Annotated in this window: 18 protein-coding genes; 4 read left to right on the top strand and 14 right to left on the bottom strand. The window is 55.4% G+C overall.

Annotated elements, in window-relative coordinates; genetic code table 11:
- Nucleotides 1-17: 17 nt before the first annotated feature.
- Nucleotides 18-1430 (bottom strand): replicative DNA helicase, encoded by a 1413-nt coding sequence (gene dnaB / locus ABIE11_RS19355; protein ID WP_100778055.1) that lies wholly within the window; start codon nucleotides 1428-1430, stop codon nucleotides 18-20.
- A gap of 74 nt (nucleotides 1431-1504) precedes the next feature.
- Here dnaB and ABIE11_RS19350 point away from each other — a divergent pair, with 74 nt between their 5' ends.
- Nucleotides 1505-2488 carry a quinone oxidoreductase gene (locus ABIE11_RS19350; RefSeq protein ID WP_100778056.1) on the top strand — a complete coding sequence of 328 codons (984 nt, stop codon included), beginning with the start codon at nucleotides 1505-1507 and terminating at the stop codon, nucleotides 2486-2488.
- Between the two features lie 177 nt (nucleotides 2489-2665).
- Here ABIE11_RS19350 and pspG read toward each other — a convergent pair whose 3' ends face one another.
- The 4 genes from pspG to ABIE11_RS19330 form a co-directional block, all read right to left on the bottom strand.
- The gene (gene pspG, locus ABIE11_RS19345; protein WP_100778057.1) at nucleotides 2666-2908 is read right to left on the bottom strand and encodes an envelope stress response protein PspG; all 243 of its coding nucleotides are present in this window, start codon (nucleotides 2906-2908) and stop codon (nucleotides 2666-2668) included.
- Between the two features lie 138 nt (nucleotides 2909-3046).
- A complete protein-coding gene (gene dusA / locus ABIE11_RS19340) occupies nucleotides 3047-4042 on the bottom strand; it encodes a tRNA dihydrouridine(20/20a) synthase DusA (protein WP_231276241.1) in 996 nt (331 codons plus the stop codon).
- An 81-nt stretch (nucleotides 4043-4123) separates the two neighbouring features.
- The gene (traF, locus tag ABIE11_RS19335) at nucleotides 4124-5383 is read right to left on the bottom strand and encodes a conjugal transfer protein TraF (protein ID WP_228483554.1); all 1260 of its coding nucleotides are present in this window, start codon (nucleotides 5381-5383) and stop codon (nucleotides 4124-4126) included.
- Between the two features lie 222 nt (nucleotides 5384-5605).
- The gene (locus ABIE11_RS19330; protein ID WP_100778060.1) at nucleotides 5606-6094 is read right to left on the bottom strand and encodes a cupin domain-containing protein; all 489 of its coding nucleotides are present in this window, start codon (nucleotides 6092-6094) and stop codon (nucleotides 5606-5608) included.
- Nucleotides 6095-6210: 116 nt separating this feature from the next.
- Between ABIE11_RS19330 and zur the strand changes: the two genes are divergently transcribed.
- On the top strand, nucleotides 6211-6726 hold the full coding sequence (gene zur / locus ABIE11_RS19325) for a zinc uptake transcriptional repressor Zur (RefSeq protein WP_100778061.1): 516 nt from the start codon (nucleotides 6211-6213) through the stop codon (nucleotides 6724-6726).
- Between the two features lie 68 nt (nucleotides 6727-6794).
- Here zur and ABIE11_RS19320 read toward each other — a convergent pair whose 3' ends face one another.
- The 4 genes from ABIE11_RS19320 to ABIE11_RS19305 all read right to left on the bottom strand — a co-directional run bounded on the left by ABIE11_RS19320 (nucleotide 6795) and on the right by ABIE11_RS19305 (nucleotide 9622).
- Nucleotides 6795-7004, bottom strand: a complete 210-nt coding sequence (locus tag ABIE11_RS19320; protein WP_095280331.1) for a CsbD family protein — start codon at nucleotides 7002-7004, stop codon at nucleotides 6795-6797.
- A gap of 141 nt (nucleotides 7005-7145) precedes the next feature.
- Complete coding sequence (gene dinF / locus ABIE11_RS19315; protein ID WP_107702463.1) at nucleotides 7146-8468, bottom strand: MATE family efflux transporter DinF; 1323 nt, start codon at nucleotides 8466-8468, stop codon at nucleotides 7146-7148.
- Nucleotides 8469-8535: 67 nt separating this feature from the next.
- The gene (gene lexA, locus ABIE11_RS19310) at nucleotides 8536-9144 is read right to left on the bottom strand and encodes a transcriptional repressor LexA (RefSeq protein ID WP_100778063.1); all 609 of its coding nucleotides are present in this window, start codon (nucleotides 9142-9144) and stop codon (nucleotides 8536-8538) included.
- Nucleotides 9145-9253: 109 nt separating this feature from the next.
- Nucleotides 9254-9622: a diacylglycerol kinase gene (locus tag ABIE11_RS19305; RefSeq protein WP_100778064.1), complete on the bottom strand. Its 369-nt coding sequence runs from the start codon at nucleotides 9620-9622 to the stop codon at nucleotides 9254-9256.
- Nucleotides 9623-9776: 154 nt separating this feature from the next.
- Between ABIE11_RS19305 and plsB the strand changes: the two genes are divergently transcribed.
- Nucleotides 9777-12197, top strand: coding sequence for a glycerol-3-phosphate 1-O-acyltransferase PlsB (gene plsB / locus ABIE11_RS19300; protein ID WP_100778065.1), 2421 nt, complete (start codon nucleotides 9777-9779; stop codon nucleotides 12195-12197).
- Between the two features lie 94 nt (nucleotides 12198-12291).
- Here plsB and ubiA read toward each other — a convergent pair whose 3' ends face one another.
- The 5 genes from ubiA to malK all read right to left on the bottom strand — a co-directional run bounded on the left by ubiA (nucleotide 12292) and on the right by malK (nucleotide 17485).
- The gene (gene ubiA / locus ABIE11_RS19295; RefSeq protein ID WP_100778066.1) at nucleotides 12292-13161 is read right to left on the bottom strand and encodes a 4-hydroxybenzoate octaprenyltransferase; all 870 of its coding nucleotides are present in this window, start codon (nucleotides 13159-13161) and stop codon (nucleotides 12292-12294) included.
- A 12-nt stretch (nucleotides 13162-13173) separates the two neighbouring features.
- Nucleotides 13174-13671 (bottom strand): chorismate lyase, encoded by a 498-nt coding sequence (gene ubiC, locus ABIE11_RS19290; protein ID WP_100778067.1) that lies wholly within the window; start codon nucleotides 13669-13671, stop codon nucleotides 13174-13176.
- Nucleotides 13672-13852: 181 nt separating this feature from the next.
- Complete coding sequence (gene malM / locus ABIE11_RS19285) at nucleotides 13853-14806, bottom strand: maltose operon protein MalM (protein WP_123429859.1); 954 nt, start codon at nucleotides 14804-14806, stop codon at nucleotides 13853-13855.
- A 114-nt stretch (nucleotides 14807-14920) separates the two neighbouring features.
- Nucleotides 14921-16273, bottom strand: a complete 1353-nt coding sequence (locus tag ABIE11_RS19280; protein WP_100780781.1) for a maltoporin — start codon at nucleotides 16271-16273, stop codon at nucleotides 14921-14923.
- Nucleotides 16274-16375: 102 nt separating this feature from the next.
- On the bottom strand, nucleotides 16376-17485 hold the full coding sequence (gene malK / locus ABIE11_RS19275) for a maltose/maltodextrin ABC transporter ATP-binding protein MalK (RefSeq protein WP_100778069.1): 1110 nt from the start codon (nucleotides 17483-17485) through the stop codon (nucleotides 16376-16378).
- Between the two features lie 371 nt (nucleotides 17486-17856).
- On the opposite strand from malK, the gene malE reads away from it, so the two are divergent.
- Nucleotides 17857-19047, top strand: a complete 1191-nt coding sequence (gene malE, locus ABIE11_RS19270; RefSeq protein ID WP_100778070.1) for a maltose/maltodextrin ABC transporter substrate-binding protein MalE — start codon at nucleotides 17857-17859, stop codon at nucleotides 19045-19047.
- Nucleotides 19048-19160: the final 113 nt, after the last annotated feature.

Below are 19160 nucleotides of genomic sequence, written 5' to 3'. Positions count from 1 at the left end.
CGAAGGATGGCGAGGATTTATTCGTCGTCGTACTGCGGCCCCGCATAATTATCAAAACGCGACCACTGACCGTTAAACGTCAGACGCACCGTCCCGATCGGGCCGTTACGCTGCTTACCAATAATGATTTCCGCGATGCCTTTCATGTCGCTGTTCTCGTGATAGACCTCGTCACGGTAGATGAACATGATCAAGTCGGCATCCTGCTCGATGGAGCCTGATTCACGCAGGTCGGAGTTGACCGGGCGCTTATCGGCACGTTGTTCCAGGGAACGGTTAAGCTGTGATAGCGCCACGACGGGCACCTGCAACTCTTTGGCTAACGCCTTGAGTGAGCGAGAAATTTCTGCAATTTCCAGAGTACGGTTATCGGAGAGCGACGGCACGCGCATCAGCTGCAGGTAGTCGATCATGATAAGGCCGATGCCGCCGTGTTCGCGGGCGATACGGCGCGCACGGGAGCGCACTTCCGTCGGTGTCAGGCCGGAGGAGTCATCGATATAGATGTTCCGTTTTTCCAGCAGAATGCCCATGGTGCCTGAAATGCGCGCCCAGTCTTCGTCGTCCAGCTGACCGGTACGAATACGGGTCTGATCCACGCGCGACAGGGACGCCAGGGAACGCATCATAATCTGGTCCGATGGCATCTCAAGACTGAAGATAAGCACCGGTTTATCCTGCAACATCGCCGCGTTTTCGACGAGGTTCATCGCAAATGTCGTTTTACCCATTGACGGACGCGCTGCGACGATAATCAGATCCGACGGCTGCAAACCGGCGGTTTTTTTGTTCAGATCGTCGTAACCGGTGTTTACGCCGGTCACGCCGTCATGCGGCTGCTGGAAAAGCTGTTCGATACGCGCGACGGTGGAGTCGAGCACGTCGGCGATATTTCGCGGACCTTCGTCTTTGTTGGCGCGACTTTCGGCGATCTTGAAGACGCGGGATTCGGCGAGGTCCAGCAAATCTTCGCTGGTGCGGCCCTGCGGATCAAAGCCCGCTTCGGCGATCTCGTTCGCAACGGCGATCATCTCGCGCACAACGGCGCGTTCGCGCACGATATCCGCATAAGCGCTGATGTTCGCCGCACTTGGCGTGTTTTTCGATAACTCTGCCAGATAGGCAAATCCACCGACCGAATCCAGCTGCCCCTGACGCTCCAGCGATTCCGCCAGTGTAATCAGGTCAATCGGGCTACCGGCTTCCTGCAGGCGCGCCATTTCGGTAAAGATATGGCGGTGTGGACGGGTATAAAAATCGTCGGATACCACGCGCTCGGCGACATCGTCCCAGCGCTCGTTGTCCAGCATTAAACCGCCCAACACCGACTGTTCCGCTTCAATCGAGTGCGGCGGGACTTTGAGTCCGGCGACCTGCAAATCGCGCTCGCGAGGCTCAGTCTGTTTGTTGAAGGGTTTATTTCCTGCCATAGTGAATGGATTACCATAAATTGAGAGACGGGGAAGTATAACCGTCTGCAAATGAATCGACAAAGGAGTTCAACGTGGCAACTCGTATCGAATTTCACAAGCATGGTGGTCCAGAAGTCCTCAAGGCCGTGGAGTTTACCCCCACGCCGCCAGGGGAAAATGAAATCCAGGTCGAAAACAAGGCCATCGGTATCAACTATATCGACACCTATATTCGCGGCGGGCTTTATCCACCGCCAGCCCTGCCGAGCGGTCTGGGGACCGAGGCTGCGGGTGTCGTGGTGAAAATCGGCAGCGGCGTAAAGCATATTAAAGAAGGCGATCGCGTGGTGTACGCCCAGTCGCCGTTGGGCGCGTACAGTTCGATTCACAACGTGCCCGCCGATAAGGCCGCCATTCTGCCGAACGCGATCTCATTCGAACAGGCCGCCGCCTCCTTCCTGAAAGGGCTGACGGTCTATTATCTGCTGCGCAAAACCTACGAAATCAAACCTGACGAGCAGTTCCTGTTCCACGCCGCAGCGGGTGGCGTTGGGCTTATCGCCTGCCAGTGGGCAAAAGCGCTGGGCGCAAAACTGATCGGTACCGTCGGCAGCGCGCAAAAAGCGCAGCGGGCATTACAGGCTGGCGCGTGGCAGGTGATTAACTATCGCGAAGAGAGCATCGCCGAGCGGGTGAAAGAGATCACCGGCGGCAAGAAACTGCGCGTGGTGTATGACTCGGTGGGGAAAGACACCTGGGAAGCGTCGCTGGACTGCCTTCAGCGTCGGGGTTTGATGGTGAGCTTTGGCAACGCCTCGGGCGCGGTCACCGGGGTGAATCTGGGTATTCTGAATCAGAAAGGCTCGCTGTACGTGACGCGTCCTTCCCTGCAAGGCTACATCACCACCCGTGACGAACTGACAGAAGCCAGCAATGAGCTATTTTCCCTCATCGCCAGCGGCGTGATTAAAGTGGACGTCGCTGAGGCGCAGAAATATCCGCTGAGCGATGCACAGCGCGCGCATGAAGTGCTGGAGAGTCGTGTGACGCAGGGATCGAGTTTGCTGATCCCTTAAAAAGAATTAGGGCTTCCCGTAGGAAGCCCTTTCTTTTTTTAGTTCGGCTGTATGTAGGGTACAGCTCGATGAATTCTTTAACGGCGGCAATAGTGACAGATTCGATAAGTAAATCCTATTCTGTTCTAAGCATCGCTGCCGGAAAAGTTGCAGGTATGTGACGAAGACCTCAATACCTTAGTAACGAAAGCGGTTATTGCGCTGATACTGTGGGACTTTTGGCGCTTTTATCGCCCGAATCACCCACACCACGGCCACCGCCAACAGCAACCACGGCAGCAGTTTTAGCATCAGTGCAAACAGCCCACCGATAAACATCACCACAGTCGCCACAACCAGTGCCGCCAGAATGCCAAGCAGCGAAATTCCGGTCGCCATCAGCATGACAAAAAATCCAATCACAAACAGCAATTCCAGCATGGCTCTCTCCCACGTCAATACCATAAAGATGTAGTGACTATTACAAGAAACGTGCCAAATTTAACTTATTGAATTCAAAACAAAACGCCCCGCGAACATGCGCAGGGCGTGGTGAATTTGACGAACTTTTAGTGAAAATTATCGCTTGTCAGCGACCAGACGCAGGGCCTGCTCGAGGACTTCGATATCCGCCCCGGCTTTATGCGCGTTTTCACTCAGGTAGCGACGCCACTGACGCGCCCCTGGAATGCCCTGGAACAACCCGAGCATATGACGCGTCACGTGGCCCAGATAGGTGCCATTGCTCAGCTCACGTTCGATGTACGGGTACATGGCACGCACCACGGCCACCGGATCGTTATCGGCGCGCTCAATGCCAAAGATCTCGCGATCCACCGAGGCCAGAATGCCCGGATTTTGATACGCCTCGCGGCCTACCATGACGCCATCCATATGTTCTAAATGGGCTTTGGCTTCGTTGAGAGACTTGATACCGCCGTTAATCGACATTGTCAGATGCGGGAAATCACGCTTCAGCTGATACACGCGCGGGTAGTCCAGCGGCGGAATTTCACGGTTCTCTTTTGGACTAAGACCGGACAACCACGCTTTACGCGCGTGGATAATAAACATCTCGCACTCGCCATTGCCAGACACGGTGTTGATGAAATCACACAGGAATTCGTAGCTGTCCTGATCATCGATGCCGATACGGGTTTTGACCGTCACCGGAATCGACACCACATCGCGCATCGCTTTGACGCAATCCGCCACCAGTTGGGCATTCCCCATCAGGCATGCGCCGAACATGCCATTCTGCACGCGATCGGACGGGCAGCCGACGTTGAGGTTAATTTCGTCGTACCCACGCTCTTGCGCCAGTTTCGCACAATGCGCCAGCGCCGCCGGATCGCTGCCACCAAGCTGCAGCGCAACCGGATGCTCTTCTTCGCTATAGGCCAGATAGTCGCCCTTTCCGTGAATGATCGCCCCGGTGGTGACCATTTCGGTGTACAGCAGCGTGTGGCGAGAGAGCTGACGCAGGAAATAGCGGCAGTGTCTGTCGGTCCAGTCGAGCATCGGCGCGATGGAAAAACGGTGTGCAGGGAAATCGGACTGTAGTTCTGACGGCATGGCGAAGTTTTAAGCATGTGGTGGAAAAGGGGCGCTACTATAGCACAAAGAAAAGCCGGAGGCGCATGGCCTCCGGTCGTCTTAGAAGGTGACGCTCAGCTGCGCGCCTGCCCCCCAGGTTTTGTCCTCGCCGTACAGACCCATCAGATCCACATGGACCGCGTTGAACGGCGCAAAGCCAACACCGCCGGTGAAGACGTTGCTGTCGTTGTCCTTCACGTCCGCGCGATAACCGGCGCGCACCGCCAGCCAGCTGAGCGGAGTAACCTCGGCGCCGACGCCAACGTACTGAGAGTTATCTTCGCTCTTGAAGCCTTTGGTTTCGGTCAGATCGCCATCGGCAGTCAGGGTCACCAGATCGTTATGCCAGGCCACGCCCGCAGTCACCAGCGGACGGATCTGGTAGGTATCTTTGTAGCTCACCACGTCACCCGTGCGGCCATTGCGGATACGGATATCTTTGGTATCGATATCCCGCGACATCAGGTTCTGCCCGCTCAAGCCCACCGTCCAGTTCTCGCCAAAATCGGCGGCCACACCGGCATCCACGTTGAAGCCTGTATCGTCCGTGCGATAGCGGCTGCTGTTCCAGTCGCTGCTGTCGTAGGTGTAAATGGAGGTGGTGTAGTTGTAGAGCCAGGTTTTTTGCAGTTTTGGCGTGATACCGACCGAGACCGGCACATCGCCAATATCAAACTGACGGGCCACCGCGACGCCATAGTCAGAGACAATCGCCGCCCGGCCGGAGGCCGTGGAGTTGAGGTTTTTGGTGATCTCATCCGAACCGTTAAGAGCGGCATCAAGCGCGACGCTGCCCGCCACCAGTTTGCTGTTCTGGATGCTGCGCAGATAATCGATATCCTGCTGGTCAATAGAGGAGCTTACGCGTGCGTGAGCGTTGCCTTTCGCCACAAAGGCGACCGCCAGCACGTTATTTGGAATGCTGACCGCAATCCCGGCACCGGCGGTGGCGCGAGCGGTTTTACCTTTCAGATCGTCCAGCTCGTCAGCGAGATCTTTCGCGGCACTCTGAAACTGGTTCACGGATCCCAAAGGATTGGCGATGATCTCAGCCGCTGTCAGGCTGTTAACCACATCGTCGTAGTAATCGACTTTATCGCTGATATCGTCGATCTGATCCTGCAGATTATCTTTGTCAGTAATCTGTGCGCCGACCGAAGGCAAAATAACGGTAATGTCGTCATCCGGTTTTGCTTTTGCCAGCAGTGCCGGGTTAATAAACGCTCCGCTACCGTAATTGCCTGATGCAACGCCAGTACCGCCCATCGCGTCGCTACGCGCTTCTGTCCAGGTATTGGCTGCTCCCGCCTCGTTTGCCATAAACAGGGAGACAGCGATGCTAACCACCGAAAATTTAAAATGTTTTTTCACAGTATGCTCGTTTTATAGTCTGTTATTAAACAACCCCTGTCAGTTATCACCCATACAGGGACGAACTATTGCTGTGAATAACATCAAAAAGACACGCCTGTTCCCTAAGTTAAATCTTCCGCGAGGCCTGTTGTAATTTGTGACGGCCCTCAATATTTATAGAAGAGGATATTATTTTCGCCCAGGTTTTCCGTCGTGAGGGCCAAAAAATTGCGGCGGATGATCCACCCAGCGGTCCTCGCGGGTGGCGGCATAGACCGGGTTGAGCGGGTAATAGATGCGGTTGTGTTTTTTGTTCGCCTCGCCCACCACCAGCAGCCGCACCTCTTCGTCGGTGTTATTAATAAAGGTGTGGCACACGCCGGTTCCGGCCGGAAAACCGACGCTGTCGCCCGGCTCTAGTTTCCATAAATATCCGTTAATCCACGCCTGGGGATACCCTTCAATAACAAAGATAAACTCCTCTTCGTCGCTTTCAGCGTGCGGATACGAGGTGCGACGGCCGGGAGGCAGGCGTTCATGGTGGATACCGATCCGCCCAAGCCCCAGTTTGCGGGCCAGCGGTGCGCCGATAGCAAAAAGTTCGTCGCTGTCTGGATAAGTGGAGTCGTCGGCACCTTCGACGTCGCGCCAGTGCCGGATGCAATCAGGTCTTTTCATTGTATTTTTCCCGTGTGGCGATGGGTCAGGTATAGCACAACTGTGGCGGATCTCGGCGTTTTCAGCAGAACATGGTAAAGTGAGGGTTTTCCAGACTCCATAATTCGAGGTGCGATATGGATAAGACCACGATGCAAGATCTGTTAGCGCAAGCTGAAAAGCTCTGTGCGCAACGCAATGTGCGCCTGACCCCGCAGCGCCTTGAAGTGTTACGTCTGATGAGCCTGCAACGCGGTGCCATCAGCGCCTACGATCTGCTTGATTTGCTGCGCGAAAGCGAGCCGCAGGCGAAACCGCCCACCGTTTATCGCGCGCTGGATTTCCTGCTGGAGCAAGGCTTTGTGCATAAGGTTGAGTCGACTAACAGCTATGTGCTGTGCCATCTGTTCGATCAGCCAACACACACCTCTGCCATGTTTATCTGCGATCGCTGCGGCGCGGTCAAAGAAGAGGGGGCGGAAGGTGTGGAAGATATTATGCATTCACTGGCGGCTAAAATGGGCTTTGCCCTGCGCCATAACGTGATTGAAGCACACGGGTTGTGTTCAGCCTGTGTCGAAGTGGAAGCCTGTCGTCATCAGGGTGAATGTCAGCACGATCACTCCATTCTGGTGAAGAAAAAACCGCGCTAAAAACGAAGCGGGCGGCCATTAGGCCGCCCTCAGGGATTGTACTTCCGTGTACAACGGGTAGAACTCTGTTACCAGCGGTAGTCGTTGCGTTTTTCCCAGTCAACAACCTCTTTTTCCGCCTGATCTTTCGCGTAGCCGTAGCGTTCCTGAATCTTACCTACCAGCTGTTCGCGTTTACCTTCAATGACGGTCACATCATCGTCGGTCAGTTTACCCCATTGTTCTTTCGCTTTACCTTTGAACTGTTTCCAGTTACCGCCGATTTCGTCTTTATTCATAATCAATTCCTCATCGTTCGGTTATCACGTAAATTCGAGTCGTCCGTTACGTTCATTTCTGCTGGACGTGATAATAATTGTAGATAAGGATTCGGCATGCGTGTTGAGATTCAGAATCTTTAACCGTTTCGTCAAATCACGCTATCCGCTAAACCAGCTGTTATTGCGCCAGTGGCGCCGCCAAATCAGCGCTAATGACAGGCCACGCAAGGCGAGGAACACCGCCAGCGCCAGCCACAAACCGTGGTTGCCGAGCCAGGGCAGCGTGAAGAGCGTCAGGGCGAAACCGGCCGCCGCGACTGCCATGCTGTTGCGCATTTCCGCCCCGCGCGTTGCGCCGATAAACATACCGTCCAGCAAATAACACCACACCCCCACCACCGGTAACACGACCTGCCAGATGATGTAGTGATTAGCCAGTTCTCTCAGTTCAGGCAGCGAGGTCAATAGCGCCACAATCTGCCCGCCAAATAAGGCATAGATCAGCGCGAAGACCAGCGCCACCAGCCCAGACTGACGACAGGCCGCGCGCCAGACCTCCTGCAACTGCCCCGCCTCACGGGCACCATAGGCCTGGCCTGAATGGGCTTCCACCGCATAGGCAAAACCGTCCAGCGCATAGGCAGTGAACGTCAGCAGCGTCATCAGCACCGCGTTTACGGCCACGATCTCCGGCCCCAGGCGCGCGCCGAACACCGTCAGGGCGCCAAAGCAAAGTTGCAGCAGCAGCGAGCGAAGCATGATGTCGCGATTAAGCGCCAGCAGTTTACGGATGTTGCCGTGCCACGCTGTTTTGAGCATCGCGAGTGAGATTCCCCGCATGGCCAGCACGCGTTTCACCATCCATAGGCCAATGAAGAAAGTGCCGTACTCTGCGACCACCGTTGCAAGCGCCGCCCCCTGCACGTTCATGTGCAGACCCATCACCAGCCACAGATCGAGCACGATGTTGAGTAAATTGCCCACCACCAGCAGGATCACCGGCGCACGCGCGTACTGCACGCCCAGCAACCAGCCAAGCAGAACCAGATTTGCCAGCGATGCCGGTGCGCTGAGCCAGCGGATTTCGAGGAAGCGCCGCGCCTGTTCCAGCACCGCCTCACTACCGCCCACGACATGCAGAGCCAGATCGATGAGCGGCGTGCGCAGCAAAACAATCAGTAGCCCTGCGCCAAGGGCGAGGATCAGCGGCTGCACCAGCGCACGGGCAAGTCGAACGGGATCTTTGGCACCAAACGCCTGGGCAGTCAGCCCGGTGGTGCTCATGCGTAAAAAGAGCAGCAGCATGAAGAGGAAACTGGTCGCCGTCGCACCAATGGCCACGCCGCCGAGGTAAACAGGGGAATCCAGATGACCAATCACCGCCGTATCCACCAGCCCTAACAGGGGAACGGTGATATTGGAGAAAATCATCGGCAGCGCAAGACGCCACAATGCCTTGTCTGAGGTTGTCAGCAGAGACATGAGAAAGTACCGGGAATTGAGAGTAGACAGTCAGGCTGCGGCGCGACCACAGCCTGTCAGTAAGAGATTACAGCCATTCGCCGTTGCGGATAACACCAACAGCCAGACCTTCAATAGAGAAAGCCTGTTCGCGGAGATCCACCACAATCGGGGAAAACTCGCTGTTTTCTGGCAACAGCTGAACCGTGTTGCCCTGTTTTTTCAGGCGCTTAACGGTCACTTCGTCGTCGATACGCGCAACCACAACCTGCCCATTGCGCACATCCTGCGTTTTATGAACCGCCAGCAGATCGCCGTCCAGAATACCGATGTCTTTCATGGACATCCCACTGACGCGCAGCAGGAAATCGGCACTTGGCTTGAACATGGCCGGATCGACCTGATAGTGACCTTCAATATGTTGCTGTGCCAGCAAAGGCTCACCCGCCGCGACGCGACCCACAAGTGGCAGACCTTCTTCTTCTTCCACCAGCAGGCGAATTCCGCGTGACGCACCAGAGACAATCTCAAGAACGCCTTTACGCGCCAGCGCTTTGAGATGCTCTTCAGCGGCATTTGGAGAACGGAAGCCCAGGCGCTGCGCGATTTCCGCACGCGTCGGTGGCATTCCCGTCTGGCTGATATGATCTCGAATGAGATCAAACACCTCTTGCTGTCTGGCCGTTAACGCTTTCATTCCGCCCCCTGGGTGTATATACAGTTATGCTGTGAGTATATACAGTCAAAGGTGATTTTGGAATCAAAAACTGCACAAAAAACCAGAGACTTATTGGATTCCTGAAGCCTTATCGAAAATGTGACCAAAGAAGCGTGCCCCAGGTGATGGCTGCGATGATAATCGCCAGCAGCACAGCGGCAGAACCCATATCCTTCGCACGGCCCGACAGCTCATGGAAATCAGAACCGATGCGATCCACCACGGCTTCAATAGCGCTGTTGAGAATTTCCACTATCATCACCAGAAGGACTGAACCAATGAGCAATACGCGGGTTATCGGGTCGACATCCAGAAAACAGGCGATGATCACCGCAACAACCGCAGCAACCCCTTCCTGGCGGAAAGCGGCCTCATTGATCCATGCGGCGCGGAAACCTTTCCATGAATATCCGGCAGCTTTGATGATTCGGGTTAACCCAGTGGTATTATTGGCCATTAAAAGAACCTTTTCTTAGATTTAGCGTCAGTAACTATAGCTGTAGCGCGTAGCAATACAGCCTGAAGTATGACCGGTAACAACAGAAATTTTGCGCGCTTTCTGTTATCCTTGCGCCGCAATTGCATTATTAACCAGAGGCTTTACATCGTTTATGTCCGGCTGGCCACGAATTTACTACAAATTACTTAATTTACCATTAAGCGTCCTGGTAAAAAGTAAGTCTATCCCGGCGGAACCTGCGCTGGAATTAGGGCTCGATACCTCGCGCCCTATTATGTACGTTTTGCCTTACAACTCGAAGGCAGACTTACTGACGCTCCGCGCCCAATGTCTGGCGCATGACTTGCCCGATCCGCTCGAACCCCTTGAGGTCGACGGGACTCTGCTGCCGCGCTACGTGTTTATTCACGGCGGGCCGCGCGTGTTCACCTATTACACGCCAAAAGAAGAGTCCATCAAGCTGTTCCACGACTACCTCGATCTGCACCGCAGCAACCCCAGTCTGGATGTCCAGATGGTGCCGGTGTCGGTGATGTTTGGTCGTCGTCCTGGCCGTCAGAAAGGCGAGGAAAACCCACCACTGCGTATGCTGAACGGCATCCAGAAGTTCTTTGCCGTCTCATGGTTAGGCCGCGACAGCTTTGTGCGTTTCTCCCCTTCCGTCTCCCTGCGCCGCATGGCGGATGAGCACGGGACGGATAAAATCATTGCCCAGAAACTGGCTCGCGTCGCGCGTATGCACTTTGCCCGTCAGCGTCTGGCTGCCGTTGGCCCGCGCCTGCCTGCACGCCAGGACCTGTTCAACAAATTGCTGGCATCTAAAGCCATTGCCCGCGCGGTTGAAGACGAAGCGCGCAGCAAGAAAATCTCTCACGAGAAAGCCCAGCAAAACGCCATCGCCCTGATGGAAGAGATTGCGGCCAACTTCTCCTACGAGATGATCCGCCTCTCCGACCGTATCCTGAGCTTTACCTGGAACCGTCTGTATCAGGGGATTAACGTCCATAACGCCGAGCGCGTGCGCCAGCTTGCCCACGACGGCCACGAAATCGTCTATGTGCCTTGCCACCGCAGCCACATGGACTACCTGCTGCTGTCTTATGTGCTGTATCACCAGGGGCTGGTACCACCGCACATCGCGGCAGGTATCAACCTGAATTTCTGGCCAGCCGGCCCGATTTTCCGCCGTCTGGGTGCGTTCTTTATTCGTCGTACCTTCAAAGGCAATAAGCTCTACTCCACGGTGTTCCGCGAATATCTGGGCGAGCTGTTTAGCCGTGGCTATTCCGTTGAGTATTTCGTCGAAGGGGGGCGTTCCCGTACGGGCCGTCTTCTGGACCCGAAAACCGGTACTCTGTCGATGACCATTCAGGCGATGCTGCGCGGCGGTACGCGTCCGATTACGCTGGTGCCGATCTATATCGGTTACGAGCACGTCATGGAAGTGGGCACTTACGCCAAAGAGCTGCGCGGTGCGACCAAAGAGAAAGAGAGCCTGCCTCAGATGCTGAAAGGCCTGAGCAAGCTGCGCAATCTCGGCCAGGGTTACGTGAACTTTGGCGAACCGCTGCCGCTGATGACCTATCTGAACCAGCATGTGCCAGAGTGGCGCGAATCTATCGACCCAATCGAAGCGATTCGCCCTGCATGGCTGACGCCAACGGTGAATAATATCGCGGCCGATCTGATGGTGCGTATTAACAACGCCGGGGCGGCGAACGCCATGAACCTGTGCGTCACGGCACTGTTAGCCTCACGCCAGCGCTCACTGACGCGTGAACAGCTGACCGAACAGCTCGATTGCTATCTGGATATTATGCGTAATGTCCCGTACTCAGCGGATTCCACCGTTCCGTCTGCCACCGCCAGTCAGTTGATCGACCACGCGCTGCAGATGAACAAGTTCGAAGTTGAGAAGGACACCATCGGGGACATCATCATTCTGCCGCGCGAGCAGGCGGTGCTGATGACCTACTATCGTAACAACATCACGCATATGCTGATGTTGCCGTCGCTGATGGCAGCCATCATCACTCAGCATCGCCGCATTTCCCGTCAGGAACTGCTGCGCCATGTTGAGACGCTCTATCCGATGCTGAAAGAAGAGCTGTTCCTGAGCTGGAGCAAAGATGAAGTGGCCGTTGAGCTGGAAAAACTCACCGCTGAGCTGCTGCGTCAGGGTCTGTTGACCGTCAAAGATGACGAGCTGCATATCAACCCGTCACGTTCCCGCACGCTGCAACTGCTGGCGGCCGGTGCGCGTGAGACGTTACAGCGCTACGCGATCACCTTCTGGCTGTTGAGCGCGAACCCGTCTATCAACCGTGGTACCCTGGAAAAAGAGAGCCGCACGCTGGCTCAGCGTTTATCCGTGCTGCACGGCATTAACGCCCCAGAGTTCTTCGATAAAGCGGTGTTTAGCTCACTGGTACTGACGCTGCGCGATGAAGGCTATATCAGCGATACCGGCGATGCGGAACCTGAAGAGACGATGAAGGTTTATCAGATGCTGGCCGAGCTGATTACGTCGGACGTGCGTTTGACCATTGAAAGCGCAACGCAGGACGAATGACATAAAAAAGCCGGGAGGCGGTTTCGCCTTTCCCGGCTTACACATATGCATCAGATATATGCCCGGTGAGCGTTAGCGCTGCCGGGCATTTTTTTCAGGAAAAATAGCTCATCGCCAGCCCTAAAAACAGCACCAGCCCAACATAGTTGTTGTTCAAAAACGCTTTGAAACAGGCTTCACGCTCGCGATTCGCAATCAGCTTTTGCTGATATGCAAACAGCATCCCCGCCACCAGCACGGACCAGTAAAATTCCCAGTTCAGGGCGTTCAGATAACCAATCAGTACCATCAGCCCTAACACCGCGACCTGCAATATCCCGATGATCAGCTTGTCGTGGCGGCCAAACAGAATCGCCGTCGATTTGATGCCAATTTTCAGATCGTCATCGCGGTCGACCATCGCATACTGGGTGTCGTACGCCACCGCCCACAGAATGTTAGCGAGGAACATCAGCCAGCAGCTCAGGGGTACAGATTCACTGACGGCGGCAAACGCCATCGGAATCGACCAGCCAAAGGCCGCGCCCAGCACCACCTGCGGCAGATGGGTATAGCGCTTCATAAACGGATACACCCACGCCAGCGCCAGTGCCGCAACCGAGAGTAAAATCGTCATGGTGTTGAGCGTTAAAACCAGCAGAAACGCGAGGAGCACCAGCACCACAAACAGCGTGCGGGCCTCTTTTTCAGACACCTGACCGCTCGGCATCGGGCGGTTGGCGGTGCGTTTCACGTGGCCGTCAAATTTGCGGTCGGCATAATCGTTAACCACGCAGCCCGCGGCACGCATCAGCCAGACGCCTGCGACAAACACTGCCAGGATCCACAGCGGCGGTAAACCAGGGGTGGCAACCCACAGCGCCCATAGCGTCGGCCACAGCAACAAAAAGGTGCCGATGGGTTTATCGGTACGCATCAAGCGGTGAAAAGCCAGCAGCTTATCCTGCGTCAGACTCCACTCCATTTTCATATCCTCTTAGTACAACGGCGATGCAGGCAAAAAGAGTTCTGTCAGCATGAGCGGCTTGCCGCTTAAGCGCAGGCGGGAACGGCGTCCCCACAGGTCTGCATTGCGACCAATTTCAATAAAATCACGGGTAAGCTCAGACGACGTAAAAAGATAGCGTCCCAGCGGGGTTTTACCCAGCTGTTGCAGCGCCAGCTCCGGGCCGCACAGGGTAGATTCAGGGACCACGGTCCGCCCGGCAAGCCAGGGTTCACCATCGGCGCAGAGTAAAATTTCACGCAGCCAGTAACGATCTTCTTTTGGCAGCAGCGGCAGTTCACTGGCGACGTCATCAGGCGAGACGAACCCTTCCTGAATCAGCGTTACCGTGACTTTTTTCCCCTGCTGCTCAAAGCGTTTCGTCATGGAATCTTCCAGCAGCAACCAGTCCAGTTGCTCCGGGTCAAGCGCGGGAATGTTTTCAAAATAGCGCAGCGCACGCAGTTGCGTTAGCGCAGGGTGTGACATGCCAGACTCTCCGATACATAACGTCTGGCTATTGTATCGCAGAAAAGCAGATTGGGGGCGGCCAAACGCGGTTTAACGATCATTATCGCAACAGGAGTGCAACAGCCTGCGCCGCCCAAAAAAAAGTGCGCCCACTCAGGCGCACTAAACTACTGACAACATCAGCACTGCGGGGAGACGGTCACCCCTTGCCTTTTACACTGCTGATAAAGGTGGAACGGGCAGTGGTCGAACCTAAACGCTCAGCTTCATCCAGCAGCTTCAGCGCTTTGTCTACATCGCCGCGATCAACTGCTTCTTTGATGGCGCGATTGAAGTAACTTTCAGTGTCATTCAACATCGGCTCGGCTTTCTTCGCCGGAGCTGGTGCTGGTGTCGGCGCAGCGGCAGGGGCAGCGGCGACAGGCGCGGCATAAGCCGGTGCGGCGGTGTTACCCACGGTCACAGGGCCAGGGCCGGCGGAGCCAAACAGTGGGCCAACCAGCACGCTGGAGGCGGAAGAGGTGCTGACCTTCAGTTTCAGCGTGCCGTCGGTGGTGTGGCGCGCTTTTGGATCCGGAATATCCGGGACCGCATTGCCCGTGCCTTTGGCGTAGGCTTTGGCCGGGTCAACCAGAGTAGTTGTCTGGGCGAGATCCTGCGGCGTCGTGAAGACCAGCACATAAATTTTCTGCTGACCCAGCGCAGGCGTCAGGCGCATCACCCCTTCCAGGCGATCGGCGCTCATCACGCCCGGTTCCTGATAGGTGAAATAGCTGCTCGGGAAGAACGCCGATGGCGTCATGTTCTGATCCAGAATCAGCACGTTCGGCGCAAAGACATGTGTTTGCTTGTCGACAATACTGGTCAGCGTCAGGTTAAGCTCACCAATGTTTGCCGGGACGCTCCAGGCCGCGACCGGGCCGGAAATACCAGGCACATTCAACTGCTGGCCGCCGCTCGCAAGATCGGTGCTTTGGGTTTTAGACTGGTCGACAGGCGTCCAGACCAGTTGTTGCAGCGCAGAAGCCGGGATGGCGGGAGCCGCCGTGGTGTTCTGCGGAACGAAATTAACCTCGGCAAAACTGACTGCCGGAACGCTTGCCAGTAGGCCAGCGGAAAGGCAGAGGGCGACGAGACTTTTGTTCATTTTCATTGTTATCACCTCAGATATTCAGCGCAGCGGTGGCCAGGCAATAGCGCGCGACGCTTAAATCAGAGGGGCTTGCGCCCCTCCTTTGTTTAGCCATTACGTGAGATTAACTGCGGATTACCACCAGATTTCCATCTGGGCACCGAAGCTCCACTCGTCGTTATCGCCGCGGCCAAGGCCTGCAGTCTGCATACCGAAGTTGGAGTTGTAGTTACCGCTGGTAGTGATCGGGCTACCCGAAGTGTCGTAACCCCATTTCTCATCCCACTTCGCATAGGTTGCGAAGACGCGGATTGCCGGACGAGACCAGATGCTGTCGCCAGCCTGCCATTGTTGCGCCAGGGTGACTTTGTACTGGTTGTTTTTGTCGCCGGTGTTCTGGGATTTGACGTTGTCGTAGCCCACTTCCAGCAAGGTACTCATGATTGGCGTCCATTTGTACATTGGGCGCACACCCACGGTGTACCATTTGGTGCCGTTGCCGTTATCCCAGTCGATGTCCTGATACATACCGACGTACATCAGGTCCCAGCTGTCGCCCAGGGAGATTGCACCGTGGTCGAGAACGCGCAGCAGGTGGCCGTTGTTGTTGATGCCGTAGGCATACAGTTTGCCATCGGAATCGTCATTACCCAGACCGATGCCAGCACCCTGGTTCAGGCCTTTACCCTGAGAGGTCATGGAGTCTGTTGCGTACTGAACGACGAACTTGTTAAAGCCTTTCAGCATGCTTTGGGTATGTTCTGCGGTGAACATCCAGCCATCTTTGGAGGCGTTCGGCTGCAGATAGTAATCGTCATTTACGTTGGTGTGACCATAGTCAACGCCCAGTTCCAGGGTACCGCCTGGGTTGATTTCCATCTGCGCTAAACGCACGTCGAAGACGTCGTTAGCAGTATCGGTGGTGTAATCACGAATATTGTTGCTGGCGAAGGTAGAGGAGCCGCCCGCTTCAGTCGAACGGGTCACAGCCATGGAGAGTTTACCAAAGCCGAGATCCACGTTTTCCAGACCTGCACCCGGGCCGGAGATATCCCAGTAGTAGAAGTCGATCATGTGAACGTCATGACGCTGATAGAAGCGCTTACCCGCCCACATGGTGGAACCTGGCAGCCATTCAATCAGGTTTTTACCCTGCACGTTGGCTTCACGGAACGCAGGATCAGTAGCTTCCCAGTCGTTCTGCTGTGCAACGGAGTACGCGACGTTGGTGTCAAAGTAGAAGCTCTTATCGCCTTCTTTCCACACTTCCTGGCCCAGTTTCAGCTCAGCGTAAGTTTCACATTCGTTACCAAGACGATATTTACTTTGTGCACCCGTTGCCTGGAAGCACTGTTGCGCGCCGCCGCTACCGGTCCAGCCGATACCCGAACGGGCGTAACCTTTAAAATCGACGGCGCCCGCGTGAGCAGACAAAATGCCTGCAGTCACGGCGATTGCCAGTGGAAGTTTGCGCAGAGTAATCATTATTCTATCTCCTGAGATCATTGCTTTTCTTATTACACTTCACTCTTCGGGCTGCCTCTTCGTTGGCTGCAGCGCGAAGGATGACGTGTAGTTTTGTTGGAATGCTTAAACGCCTGGCTCTTTATGCAGCCGACGACATGCAGTGCCATCCTCTCGGAACAGATGGCAACGCTCTGGCGGCAAACCGATAGCGAATGTGGCACCCTCTTCTACCAACACCACGTCGTTCTGGCGGTAAACCAGGTTCTGACGGATGGCGGGGATCTGGATATGAATCTGTGTTTCGTGACCAAGTTGCTCGACGACCTGAACTTCCCCTTCCAGCGTCACATCGGCGATCTGACTTGGCAGTAAATGTTCAGGACGAATACCCAGGGACATGTTTGCCCCGACCTGTACGTTAGCGCTGTCCACTGGCAGCCAAATCTGCTGACGGTTCGGCAGTTCCACCTGTACCTGTTCGATCGCCGTTGCGGTCACTTTGACCGGCAGGAAGTTCATCTTCGGCGAGCCAATAAAGCCCGCAACGAAGCGATCTGCCGGGTAGTGATACAGCTCCAGCGGTTTCCCCACTTGCGCGACGCGACCGGCGTCCAGCACCACGATTTTGTCGGCGAGCGTCATCGCTTCGACCTGATCGTGGGTGACGTACACCATCGTGCGGCCAAGGCGTTTGTGCAGGCGGGAAATTTCAATACGCATCTGAACGCGCAGGGCGGCGTCCAGGTTAGAAAGGGGTTCATCAAGCAGGAACACGCGCGGTTCCGCCACCAGCGTACGGCCAATCGCCACGCGCTGACGTTGTCCGCCGGAGAGCGCTTTCGGTTTACGCTCCAGCAGGTGTGCCAGCTGCAGCACTTCCGCCACCTGGGTGACGCGCTGATTGATGACATCTTTTTTCGCCCCGGCCAGCTTCAGGCCAAAGGACATGTTTTCGGCAACGGAGAGATGGGGATAAAGCGCATAAGACTGGAAAACCATGCCGACACCGCGTTCGGCGGGTGGGATATCGTTCATGCGGGTTTCACCGATAAACAGATCGCCACTGGTGATCGTTTCAAGTCCAGCAATCATACGCAGCAGTGTTGACTTACCGCAGCCTGATGGGCCAACAAACACCACGAATTCACCTTCGTGGATGTCGAGATTGATGTCTTTTGACACCACTACGTCGCCCCAGGCTTTCGTTACATTCCGCAGCTGTACGCTCGCCATGCCCTTCTCCCTTCGTTACAACCTGTCACCGACAGAAACATTCAACATAAGTTCACTATGGGGTATCCATAAGTTCTGCAAATCCTCCACCCCCTGCCTTTTTCATGGGGGAGGAGGCGGGAGGATGAGAGAACCGGTTCTGCCACCGCGCCGGGCGTGGTCTGGGTAAATTCGTGATGCAGGCGGCAAAATTCAGTGGGTTTTTATGTGCGCCATGACTCATAACTTAAATTTATGCAACGCAGATCACACAAAGCGGGGGTGGGGCGTAGACCTAAGGAGGATGGAAAGAGGATGTCATATAAGGAAACTGGCTCACGTTGAACCACCTCAGTGTATCCACGAGCACATCACCAAAAAGGATGGCAGATATGAAGATCAAGACTGGCGCACGCGTTTTCGCATTGTCCGCCCTGGCAGCAATGATGATTTCCGCACCGGCTCTCGCCAAAATTGAAGAAGGTAAGCTGGTTATCTGGATTAACGGCGACAAAGGCTATAACGGCCTGGCCGAAGTGGGTAAGAAATTCGAAAAAGACACCGGCATCAAAGTCACCGTTGAACACCCTGACAAACTGGAAGAGAAATTCCCGCAGGTCGCGGCAACGGGCGATGGCCCTGACATCATCTTCTGGGCGCATGACCGTTTCGGCGGCTACGCACAGTCTGGCCTGCTGGCTGAAGTCTCTCCTGATAAAGCGTTCCAGGACAAACTGTTTCCGTTCACCTGGGACGCCGTGCGTTACAACGGCAAGCTGATCGCCTATCCGGTGGCGGTTGAAGCCCTCTCCCTGATTTACAACAAAGACCTCGTACCGAACCCGCCGAAATCCTGGGAAGAGATCCCGGCTCTGGATAAAGAGCTGAAGGCGAAGGGTAAGAGCGCGCTGATGTTCAACCTGCAAGAACCGTACTTCACCTGGCCGCTGATCGCAGCCGACGGCGGGTATGCCTTCAAGTTTGAAAACGGCAAATACGACGTGAAAGACGTGGGTGTGGACAGCGCTGGCGCGAAAGCCGGTCTGACTTTCCTGGTTGATCTGATCAAGAACAAACACATGAACGCGGATACCGATTACTCCATCGCGGAAGCTGCGTTCAACAAGGGCGAAACCGCGATGACCATCAACGGTCCGTGGGCCTGGTCTAACATCGACAAGAGCAAAATCAACTACGGCGTCACGCTGCTGCCAACCTTCAAAGGCAAACCGTCTAAACCGTTCGTTGGCGTCCTGAGCGCAGGCATCAACGCCGCCAGCCCGAACAAAGAGCTGGCGAAAGAGTTCCTCGAAAACTATCTGCTGACCGATCAGGGTCTGGACGAAGTGAACAAGGACAAACCGTTGGGTGCCGTCGCGCTGAAGTCCTTCCAGGATACCCTCGCGAAAGACCCACGCATTGCGGCCACGATGGATAACGCCCAGAAAGGTGAAATCATGCCGAACATCCCGCAAATGGCGGCGTTCTGGTATGCCACTCGTACGGCGGTGATCAACGCAGCAAGCGGTCGTCAGACTGTCGATGCCGCGCTGAAAGACGCGCAAGGTCGTATCACCAAGTAAGCACTATGGCGGGTGAGCGTAGCGATCCCGCCCTACTACTACGGCTCAAACCGTAGGTCAGGTCAGCGACGCGCCGCCTGACAATAAGTTTTCATCGCTGTAGAGGAAGATTC

It is taken from the genome of Lelliottia sp. 489 (assembly GCF_050435885.1).
In the GTDB taxonomy this organism is placed as follows: Bacteria; Pseudomonadota; Gammaproteobacteria; order Enterobacterales; family Enterobacteriaceae; genus Enterobacter; species Enterobacter nimipressuralis.
This window is presented reverse-complemented; position numbering and strand designations above follow the sequence as displayed.

Bases quoted from the DNA above. Each gene is read 5' to 3' on its own strand.
- dnaB (WP_100778055.1), bottom strand. From the start codon at position 1,430: ATGGCAGGAAATAAACCCTTCAACAAACAGACTGAGCCTCGCGAGCGC.
- pspG (WP_100778057.1), bottom strand. From the start codon at position 2,908: ATGCTGGAATTGCTGTTTGTGATTGGATTTTTTGTCATGCTGATGGCG.
- dusA (WP_231276241.1), bottom strand. From the start codon at position 4,042: ATGCCGTCAGAACTACAGTCCGATTTCCCTGCACACCGTTTTTCCATC.
- traF (WP_228483554.1), bottom strand. From the start codon at position 5,383: ATGGCAAACGAGGCGGGAGCAGCCAATACCTGGACAGAAGCGCGTAGC.
- ABIE11_RS19330 (WP_100778060.1), bottom strand. From the start codon at position 6,094: ATGAAAAGACCTGATTGCATCCGGCACTGGCGCGACGTCGAAGGTGCC.
- zur (WP_100778061.1), top strand. From the start codon at position 6,211: ATGGATAAGACCACGATGCAAGATCTGTTAGCGCAAGCTGAAAAGCTC.
- ABIE11_RS19320 (WP_095280331.1), bottom strand. From the start codon at position 7,004: ATGAATAAAGACGAAATCGGCGGTAACTGGAAACAGTTCAAAGGTAAA.
- dinF (WP_107702463.1), bottom strand. From the start codon at position 8,468: ATGTCTCTGCTGACAACCTCAGACAAGGCATTGTGGCGTCTTGCGCTG.
- lexA (WP_100778063.1), bottom strand. From the start codon at position 9,144: ATGAAAGCGTTAACGGCCAGACAGCAAGAGGTGTTTGATCTCATTCGA.
- ABIE11_RS19305 (WP_100778064.1), bottom strand. From the start codon at position 9,622: ATGGCCAATAATACCACTGGGTTAACCCGAATCATCAAAGCTGCCGGA.
- plsB (WP_100778065.1), top strand. From the start codon at position 9,777: ATGTCCGGCTGGCCACGAATTTACTACAAATTACTTAATTTACCATTA.
- ubiA (WP_100778066.1), bottom strand. From the start codon at position 13,161: ATGGAGTGGAGTCTGACGCAGGATAAGCTGCTGGCTTTTCACCGCTTG.
- ubiC (WP_100778067.1), bottom strand. From the start codon at position 13,671: ATGTCACACCCTGCGCTAACGCAACTGCGTGCGCTGCGCTATTTTGAA.
- malM (WP_123429859.1), bottom strand. From the start codon at position 14,806: ATGAAAATGAACAAAAGTCTCGTCGCCCTCTGCCTTTCCGCTGGCCTA.
- malK (WP_100778069.1), bottom strand. From the start codon at position 17,485: ATGGCGAGCGTACAGCTGCGGAATGTAACGAAAGCCTGGGGCGACGTA.
- malE (WP_100778070.1), top strand. From the start codon at position 17,857: ATGAAGATCAAGACTGGCGCACGCGTTTTCGCATTGTCCGCCCTGGCA.